General features: G+C 68.4%; 4 protein-coding genes. 2 read left to right on the top strand and 2 right to left on the bottom strand.

The window, feature by feature from the left end; genetic code table 11:
- Positions 1-2: 2 nt before the first annotated feature.
- Complete coding sequence (lexA, locus tag ACFTZB_RS19715; RefSeq protein ID WP_378433633.1) at positions 3-734, bottom strand: transcriptional repressor LexA; 732 nt, start codon at positions 732-734, stop codon at positions 3-5.
- A gap of 218 nt (positions 735-952) precedes the next feature.
- Between lexA and ACFTZB_RS19710 the strand changes: the two genes are divergently transcribed.
- Complete coding sequence (locus tag ACFTZB_RS19710) at positions 953-1450, top strand: LysM peptidoglycan-binding domain-containing protein (RefSeq protein WP_378433632.1); 498 nt, start codon at positions 953-955, stop codon at positions 1448-1450.
- A gap of 180 nt (positions 1451-1630) precedes the next feature.
- Positions 1631-2095, top strand: coding sequence for a transcriptional regulator NrdR (nrdR, locus tag ACFTZB_RS19705; protein ID WP_015890458.1), 465 nt, complete (start codon positions 1631-1633; stop codon positions 2093-2095).
- A gap of 38 nt (positions 2096-2133) precedes the next feature.
- On the opposite strand, the gene hrpA is transcribed toward nrdR, so the two are convergent.
- Positions 2134-6021, bottom strand: a complete 3888-nt coding sequence (gene hrpA, locus ACFTZB_RS19700; RefSeq protein ID WP_378433631.1) for an ATP-dependent RNA helicase HrpA — start codon at positions 6019-6021, stop codon at positions 2134-2136.
- Between the last annotated feature and the right edge of the window lie 179 nt (positions 6022-6200).

The raw sequence follows: 6200 nt of genomic DNA, 5'->3' as shown, positions 1-6200 counted from the left end.
GACTAGATCTTGCGCATGACGGTGACGACCTTGCCCAGAATGACGGCGTCGTTGCCCGGGATCGGATCGAACAGCGGATTGTGCGGCATCAGCCACACGTCGCTGTCGGTGCGCTTGAACGTCTTCACGGTGGCTTCGCCGTCGATCATCGCTGCCACGATGTCGCCGTTGTCGGCCACGTTCTGCTGCCGGACCACCACCCAGTCGCCGTCGCAGATCGCGGCGTCGATCATCGATTCGCCGACGACCTTGAGCAGGAACAGCGAACCCTGGCCGACGAGTTCGCGGGGGAGTGGGAAGACGTCCTCGACGGCTTCCTCGGCGAGAATCGGGCCACCGGCGGCGATCCGGCCGAGGACCGGGACGAACGTGGGCTCCGGCAGGGGGGCGCCGGCGGTGCCGGACTTGACCGCGGCCAACTCGGCGGTGGTGCCGGCGTTCGCTGCGGCACCCGCCGCGACCTCGTCGAGACCGCGCACGTCGACGGCGCGCGGACGGTTCGGGTCCCGGCGGAGGAACCCCTTCCGCTCCAGCGTCCGTAGCTGATGGGCGACGGACGACGTGGAGGTGAGCCCCACGGCGTCGCCGATCTCACGGATGCTCGGCGGGTAACCGCGCTCGTTGACCGACGTGCGGATCACCTCGAGGACACGGCGCTGCCGGTCGGTCAACCCGGCGGCGGAGCCACCGCTCACACGTGGAGTCGAACCGTCGGTCGAGCTGTCGTCCTTCATGGCGAGGTGCCTCCGTCTGTGTGTGTGGATCTTCTCGGTATGGGTCGCATGTGACTGCTGTGCCGCGTGACACGAATCTATCCCGCTTTCCTCGGAGTTTCAAACATCTGTTCGACACGTGTCGCGAGAAGTGGAGACATTGTCGGAGGGCCGTGGTAGAAATCGAACATGTGTTCTTTCGAACGCGTGATCGAACGTCACGAGCAGCGGAGGTACCGATGAGCAACGCAGTTCTCCATCGGCAGGTAGTGCTGAACCGGCAGGCACTCGAGCGGGGTGTCGTCCGTTCCGGCGCCGCACGGTCGTACCGCATCGAACCGCGTCGCCGGCGCACCGACGGGGAGCTGCGTCGTCCGTCGTCCGGCGCCGTGGCGTACCGGCCCACCCACACCGGCGTGTCGCGCGCGGACCACGAACGTGGGGCGAACGACGTCGGCTGGCGCACGATCCTCGCGAGCGTCGTGATCACCGCCGGCGTGTTGTGCGGACTCGTCGGGGTGGCCCAGCTGGCCACCGGCGGCGGTGTGAGCAACACGGCGGCCACCGAGGTCGTACAGGTGCAGCAGGGCGAGAGCCTGGCCGCGGTCGCTGCGCGGATCGCACCGGACATGCCGGTGGCACAGGTGGTCGAGCGGATCATGGAGCTCAATGCCATGTCCAATTCGGCGTTGCATCCGGGCCAGAGTCTGATCGTCCCGTCGTCCGCGACCCGGTGACGGGGGTGGCTCTGCATGACTGTCCCGTCGGGCGGCCGAGTAGTCTCGGAGGCTGTCAGTCCCACCACCGCGTGTGGTCGCGTCGAGATCGTGCATCCGCTGCGTGAATCCGTTTTCGTCGGTTCGCCATCGGGGGAGGCGAACAGTTGCGGCCACGACGGCTACGACGAAGGAATCGCCATGCACTGCCCGTTCTGCCGGCACCCCGATTCACGTGTGGTCGATTCGCGCGAAGCCGACGAGGGACAGGCCATCCGCCGCCGCCGTTCGTGCCCCGAATGTGGTCGACGATTCACCACCGTCGAGACCGCAGTCCTGTCGGTGGTCAAGCGCAGTGGGGTCACCGAACCGTTCAGCCGTGAGAAGGTGGTGCGGGGCGTCCGCCGCGCCTGCCAGGGCCGGCAGGTCGACAACGACGCACTGAATCTGCTTGCCCAGCAGGTCGAGGACGCGGTCCGCGCATCGGGTTCCGCGGAGATTCCGAGCAACGAGGTGGGCCTCGCGATCCTCGGTCCGCTTCGTGACCTCGACGAGGTCGCGTATCTGCGGTTCGCGTCGGTGTACCGGTCGTTCAGCTCCGCCGAGGATTTCGCGCGGGAGATCAAAGAGCTACGCGAACACCGCGAATCCCGGGACGACGCCTGAGCCTGCGCGCAACCGCAACCTCTGCGTGGCCCTGTGCGTCAGCGCACCTTCTCCATGGCACTCAGTACCCGCTTCTCGGAGACCGGGATCGGGGTTCCGAGTGTTTGAGCGAACAGGCTGACCCGCAGTTCCTCGATCATCCAGTGAATCGCGTCGACCTCGGGTGAGTGCTGCCGCTCTTCCGGCAGGCCGGCGAGCATGCGTTCGTATCCGGCGTACACCCGGTCGAGGGTGTCCATTCCCTTCTGGTCGCGCGGTGCGCTGCCGGGGAGGGCTTCGAGTCGTGCGATGGCGGCGGCGAGGTAGCGGGGCACCTCGCGGAGGCGAGTGGCGCCGATGTCGGCGACGAATCCGGGAAACAGCAGCGACTGCCGTTGTTCCCGCACGTCGTCGGCGGCCTCGCCGGTGGCGCGATCCAGCACGACGGCGAGCCGGTGGTCCGCTTCGAGCACCGGCGACACGAGTCGCACGAGTACCGCCACGTTCCGGGCCATCTCCGCGCGTGCCTTCGCGACGAGGGCGTCGAATTCCTGCGGCGTGCGCACCGGGGTGCCGTGTGCGGCGATCAACTGGTTGGCGGCGGCGGTGCGGCAGTCGTCGATCAGGGCGTCGAGGCTGCCGTCGGGGTTCTGCCCGAGCGCCAGCCGCTGTGCGTTGCCCAGACCGGATGTCACCGTCTTCGCCTGGGTGGGAACGGCGGCCAGCAGTAACCGGCGCGTTCCGTCGCGCATCGCGGCTCGCTGGGCGGCGGCGGTGCTGAGGACGCGGACGGCGACACCGTCACCCTCCGGGACCAGCGCGGGGTAGCCGGTGACCTTCTGACCGCCGAGTTCGCGTGTGACGGTGGCCTCCAGGGAACCGAGGGTCGCGGGCGTCCACGTGAGTGCGGGAGGCCGCTCCGAGTTCGACGCCGCCTTCGCCACTTCCACCTGGACGCGGGGTGCGAGCGACTTGCGCAGCGACACGAGGTCCTTGTTCCGCCCGAGGGCGGCACCCTTCTCGTCCACGGCGACGAACGTCATGCGCAGGTGGTCGGGGAGGGCGGTGACGTCGAAATCCTTGGGGTCGATGCGGCAGGCACCGAGCCGCGACAGTTCGCGTGCCATCGCCGTGGTGAGCGGTTCGGAGCGCGGTTTCACCGCGGCCAGTGCGGCGGCCGCGAAGTCCGGTGCCGGAACCACCTGTCGGCGAAGGGTCTTCGGGAGCGTCTTGATCAGTGCGGTGACCAGTTCGACGCGCATGCCGGGGACCAGCCAGTCGAAGCCGACGGCGCGCAGCCCCGCGAGCAAGGCGATCGGGATGCGGGCGGTGACGCCGTCGTCTTCGTTGCCGGGTTCGAACTGGTAGGTGAGCGGGACCTGTATGTCGCCCTGGCGCCAGGCGTCGGGGTATTCGCCGCCGAGCACCGCGGCCGAATCGGCGTTGACGACCGTCGACTGGGTGAACGTGAGCAGGTCCGGATTCTTGCGGCGGGCGACTTTCCACCAGGAGTCGAAATGCCGGGCGGAGACCGCCTCCGGGCCGACGCGCTGGTCGTAGAAGTCGTAGAGGGTGTCGTCGTCGACGAGGATGTCGCGCCTGCGGGCGCGGTGCTCGAGTTCCTCGACGTCTTCGAGGAGTGCGCGGTTGGCGTGGAAGAACTTGTGCTGGGTCTGCCATTCGCCCTGCACCAGGGCATGGCGGATGAACAGGTCCCGGGACGTCTCGGGGTCGATGGTGCTGTACGTGACCGCACGCCGGGCGACGAGGGGGATCCCGTACAGCGTCACACGTTCGTAGGCCATCGCGGCGCCGCGTCTCGACGACCAGTGCGGTTCGGAGTACGTGCGTTTCACGAGGTGCGGCGCCAGTTTCTCGGCCCATTCGGGTTCGATCCTGGCCGACATCCGCGCCCACAGCCGGGACGTCTCTACCAGTTCGGCGGCCATCACCCATCGCGGCGGCTTCTTGAACAGACTCGAGCCGGGGAAGACCGCGAATCGGCTTCCGCGCGCCCCGAGGAAGTCTCGTTTGTCGCCCTCGCGCAGCCCGATGTGTGACAGCAGACCGGCGAGGAGCGACTGGTGGATGGCCGCTTCGCCCGCCGGGGTACCGGTGGTGTCCCAGCCGAGTCCGCGGGTGATCTGGCGGAGTTGACCGTGCAGGTCCTGCCATTCGCGGATGCGCAGCCAGTGCAGGAACTCGTTTCGGCACATCTTGCGGAACTGGTTGGACGACAACTCGTTCCGCTGCTCGCGCAGGTACTTCCACAGTTCGAGGAACGCGAGGAAGTCGGAATTCTCCACGGCGAACCGGGCGTGCTTCTCGTCGGCCGCCTGCTGGAACTCGGCGGGACGTTCGCGCACGTCCTGGATGGACAGTGCGGCGACGATCACGAGCACCTCGGACAGGCAGCCGTTGCGGTGCGCCTCGACGAGCATCCGGGCCATGCGCGGATCGACGGGGATCTGCGCGAGTTCGCGTCCGACCGGCGTGAGGACGGGCTGCTCGTTCTGGGCTTTCCGTTCGATCGCGCCGAGTTCCTCGAGCAGACCGATGCCGTCGCGGACGGCCCGCGGGTCCGGCGGCTGCACGAACGGGAACGCGGCGACGTCGCCGAGGCCGAGCGCCGTCATCTGCAGGATGACGGACGCGAGGTTGGTGCGCAGGATCTCCGGCTCGGTGAACGCGGGCCTCGATTCGAAGTCCTCCTCGGAGTAGAGGCGGATGCAGATGCCTTCGGCGACACGGCCGCACCGACCGGAACGCTGGCGTGCGGAGGCCTGCGAGATCGGTTCGATCGGCAGGCGCTGCACCTTGGTGCGCACCGAGTAGCGGGAGATGCGGGCGGTGCCCGGGTCGACGACGTACCGGATGCCGGGCACGGTGAGCGACGTTTCCGCGACGTTCGTCGACAGCACGACCCGCCGCCCGGTGTGGGGGGTGAACACCTTGTGCTGTTCCGCAGCCGACAGTCGTGCGTACAGGGGCACGATCTCGGTGCCGCGCAGTCTGCGGTCGCGGAGGGCGTCGGCGGTGTCGCGGATCTCCCGTTCGCCGGAGAGGAAGACGAGGATGTCGCCGTCGCCTTCGCCGGAGAGTTCTTCGACGGCCTCGCACACCGCGTCGACGGGGTCGCGGTCGAATGTCTGCTCGCCGACTTCCACCGTGAGCGGGCGGTACCGCATCTCGACGGGGAACGTGCGCCCGGACACCTCGACGATCGGCGCGGGCACGCCGTCGGCGGCGAAATGTTCGGCGAAGCGTTCCGGGTCGATCGTCGCCGACGTGATGATCACTTTCAGATCGGGCCTGCGGGGGAGGAGCTGGCGCAGGTATCCGAGGATGAAGTCGATGTTGAGGCTGCGTTCGTGCGCCTCGTCGATGATGAGGGTGTCGTACCGGCGAAGCATCCGGTCGCGCTGGATCTCGGCGAGCAGGATTCCGTCGGTCATCAGCTTCACCAGCGTGCCGTCCGACACCTGGTCGGTGAATCGCACGGTGTAGCCGACGGTCTCACCGAGTTCGCTGTGGAGTTCCTCGGCGATGCGCTCGGCGACTGTCCGCGCCGCCAGACGGCGGGGCTGGGTGTGTCCGATGAGTCCGCGGACGCCGCGGCCGAGTTCGAGGCAGATCTTCGGGATCTGCGTGGTCTTGCCGGATCCCGTCTCGCCGGCCACGATGACGACCTGATTCTCGGCGATCGCCTTCGCGATGTCGTCGCGGCGCCGGCTGACCGGCAGTGCGTCGGGGTACTCGATGGCGGGGACGCTCGCGAGTCTTCGGGTGATGCGGCCGCGTGCGGCGTCGATCTCCTCGGACAGCGAGGCGAGGGCGTCGGGCGTGCGGGCACGGTCGAGTCGCCGGCGGAGCCGGTGTTCGTCGCGCAGAGTGAGTTCGCCGAGGCTGTTCTTCAGTTCCCGTCGGCTGGGTGCTGTGGTGGACATGCTGGACCCAGCCTAGCCAACCCGGTGGATCGCCCTGTGCCGCGCCCGCCCGTGCGCGAATATCGGCGGTCGGCCGTCACCGCGGTCGTGTTGCTGCCGGCGAAGCTGCGCGCAGGCGAATCGCGGACCGCGCTATCCTCCACACGACACGCGTCCACGCGATCATCCGTGACTTCGGC

The sequence above is a fragment of the Rhodococcus sp. NPDC057014 genome (assembly GCF_042673295.1).
In the GTDB taxonomy this organism is placed as follows: domain Bacteria; phylum Actinomycetota; class Actinomycetes; order Mycobacteriales; family Mycobacteriaceae; genus Rhodococcus_F.
This window is presented reverse-complemented; position numbering and strand designations above follow the sequence as displayed.